Origin of the sequence: Mesoflavibacter sp. CH_XMU1422-2, from assembly GCF_037029245.1 — a bacterium.
Lineage (GTDB): Bacteria > Bacteroidota > Bacteroidia > Flavobacteriales > Flavobacteriaceae > Mesoflavibacter > Mesoflavibacter zeaxanthinifaciens.
Map to the genome: position 1 here is coordinate 1 of NZ_JAYMEE010000007.1, position 2,744 is coordinate 2,744.

Sequence of the window (2,744 nt, forward strand, 5' to 3'; positions counted from 1 at the left end):
TCTCTTTGGTTCTTTATGATTAAATGTTAAAGTTAATAGATTGCTAACTTAAGAGGTATATATTCAATTGCTACTGAATTTCCTTTCGGAAATTCATACCAATTTACTATCTTAGTTGCTTAATGCTGAAAATCCTTCGGATTTTAAGCCGCAACTAAATCTATACCAAACCGTTGTAGCCAATTAACTGAATGAATAGAAGAGAATTTTTTATAAAAGTTTGGAATACATTAATTTCTATTTGGAAAAAGTGGATAAGACCAATTTTACTCATTGGAATCATTTTTTTATTTGTAAAGTTCATATTCAAAGCTATTGTGGAAAATGGAAGCGAAAGAGTTGTTGTCATTGTTGCTTTTGTAATTGGATTAGTGATATTAACAGCTCATTTAATGAAAATATTCTTCAATTCCTTTACAAAAAAACTAAACTCAATTTTACCTGAATCCATTAAATTTTGGTTACGGATATTAAGTAAAATATTGAATTATATAAGTCCAGTAATCTTTGGAATAATTATTTATCATTTCTGGAATGAAAACTCGATAAAAACAGTAATAATATTGAGCTTATTGCTTGTATATAAAATTGGAGAAATTATAAAAGAAGAAAAACTAGCTACAACATAGGCTATAATCCATTGCGGCTGAAATTCCTATCGGAATTTCATTGCAATTTACTATCTTTCGGCTACGGCGGAAAGAATCCTGCGGATTTTTCCGCAACGTATCATAGCCAAACCCGTTGTAGCCAATTAAAACCAACCTGAATGACAGAAGAAGACATTTTCGATTTAGAAGCAATAATTAAAATACTTACGGGAAAATTTCCTGATATTGAAAGTGTTTATTTGTTTGGTTCGAGAAGATTCGAAACAGGAAGTTCTCGTTCCGATATTGACATTTTAATTACGACATCAAACCGAATTAAACCTTCGCATTTAAGAGATTTCACGCTTGAACATAGCACAGCTTTGGATTTATTCATTTTGGAGAATGGAAGAGCGACAAGTGTGGCAAATGAAAGTTATATCGAAGCAAGCGACAACGATGAATTGGTTAAAAGCGTAAATGCAGTAATGCTTTATGACCGAACAACAGGAACAAGTGCTGAATTAGAAAAAAGGAAACAAGTAGAAGTCGATAAACGGATAAACCACGAACTGACTTCATTACCAAATGGAACTGCTGAATATTTTGAGATAAGTGCTTTAAAAAAGTACTTTAAACGAGCCAATGAAAATGGATTGACTGCCAAACCATATATTGGTTCATCGACAGAAGAAGCAAGTGAATTTATAATTGAAATTCTAAAAGGACTAATTCCTTCAGTTCATTCTGTTACTAATCACGGACAAGCAAAAACAGGTTGGACAAAAAATCTGAATGATGAATACGATTTCCAAAATTTATTTTGGATTGTTGTAAAACCTTGGCTACCTAATTTAAGTCGTGAAGATGTTGAACTGAAATTTGACGGACAAGAAAAAAGGTCTGACTTTAATTTATTCAACAGCCAATTAGTTATCGAATTAAAGCATATAAAAAACGATGGAGATAAAAGAGCAATTGTAAAAACCTTGAGCGGACTAAAGGATTTTTATGTTCAACATCCTAATGTTCGAACTTTGATTTTTGCAATACTAGTTGAGGAAACAGTTGACTTAGACGATAGAAAATGGGAATCTGATTTTTCATTTTTGGAAAATACGCCACAGGTCAAAACAATAGTAATTAGAAATAAAAAATAACTGGCTACAACAATGGCTATAAGTAATTGCTTGTTCTCGCCTACTTCTGAAAATCCTCGAGGATTTTCAGTTTGGTGTGTACTTGTAAAGTTAAATGCTAACACACGCAACTACTCATAGCCGAGACCGTTGTAAGTAATTTATGAAAACGACCATTTCAGAATATCCAAATTCATATTTGAAAGTTGAATTAAATGAATCGGAAAAAATTATTGTTGAACGAGGAGCAATGATATTATCTGATGGAGACTATGAGTTAAAAACAAAGTTTGAGGCAAAAACTTTTAACAATTGGATTGGAAAGATATTTGGAGGAAAAAGTCTAGCCTATAATATTTATACAGCTAAGGAAAAAATTGAAATGATTTTTTCACCCGATAAAAACGGAGAGATATTTGAAATTGAAATAAATGAAAATAGAAAAGTCATTATTGAGCCAAATTCTCATTTTGCTAGAACAAATGAAATTGACTTAAAAATAATTAAGAAAGATTGGAAAACTACACTTAATGATGGATTAAAAATGAAAGCTAGTGGAAATGGTAAATTATTTCTAATCGGTTATGGAAAGATAATTAATCAAAAACTAAATCCTACAAAAGAATACTTGGTTGACGAAGATTATTTAGTTGCATTTGATAGTAATTTAGAGGTAAAAACTATTTCACGTGGTTTTAAAGAGCTTTTACGAAGTGGAGAAGGTTATTTGTATTCAATCAAAGGAAATGGCGAAATTTGGACTCAAACTAGAGAAGAACACGAAATGTCCTCTAGAGGAGGAATAATTAGTAATATAATAGGAATATTTAGATAAAAACTACTTACAACAATGGCTATAAGTAATTGCTTGTTCTCGCCTACTTCTGAAAATCCTCGCGGATTTTCAGTTTGGTGTGTACTTGCAAAGTTCACCGCTAACCCACGCAACTACTCATAGCCGGGACCGTTGTGGTGCATTTACCAAAACGAACGCTGGAATCAAAACTGACTAAAA

At 31.7% G+C, this 2,744-nt stretch carries 3 protein-coding genes; all 3 read left to right on the plus strand.

All coding sequences use genetic code 11. The features are described 5' to 3' along the window. Positions 1-191 precede the first annotated feature (191 nt). The 3 genes from WA340_RS02535 to WA340_RS02545 all read left to right on the plus strand — a co-directional run bounded on the left by WA340_RS02535 (position 192) and on the right by WA340_RS02545 (position 2,564). Positions 192-629, plus strand: a complete 438-nt coding sequence (locus WA340_RS02535; RefSeq protein WP_336127155.1) for a hypothetical protein — start codon at positions 192-194, stop codon at positions 627-629. A gap of 140 nt (positions 630-769) precedes the next feature. Next, positions 770-1,750 (plus strand): nucleotidyltransferase domain-containing protein, encoded by a 981-nt coding sequence (locus WA340_RS02540; RefSeq protein WP_336127156.1) that lies wholly within the window; start codon positions 770-772, stop codon positions 1,748-1,750. Between the two features lie 142 nt (positions 1,751-1,892). Continuing rightward, the gene (locus WA340_RS02545; protein WP_336127157.1) at positions 1,893-2,564 is read left to right on the plus strand and encodes a TIGR00266 family protein; all 672 of its coding nucleotides are present in this window, start codon (positions 1,893-1,895) and stop codon (positions 2,562-2,564) included. The last annotated feature ends 180 nt before the right edge of the window (positions 2,565-2,744 follow it).

What these genes read in the sequence shown, in the direction of transcription:
- WA340_RS02545 (WP_336127157.1), top strand. Translation starts at nt 1,893, where the DNA reads ATGAAAACGACCATTTCAGAATATCCAAATTCATATTTGAAAGTTGAA.
- WA340_RS02540 (WP_336127156.1), top strand. Translation starts at nt 770, where the DNA reads ATGACAGAAGAAGACATTTTCGATTTAGAAGCAATAATTAAAATACTT.
- WA340_RS02535 (WP_336127155.1), top strand. Translation starts at nt 192, where the DNA reads ATGAATAGAAGAGAATTTTTTATAAAAGTTTGGAATACATTAATTTCT.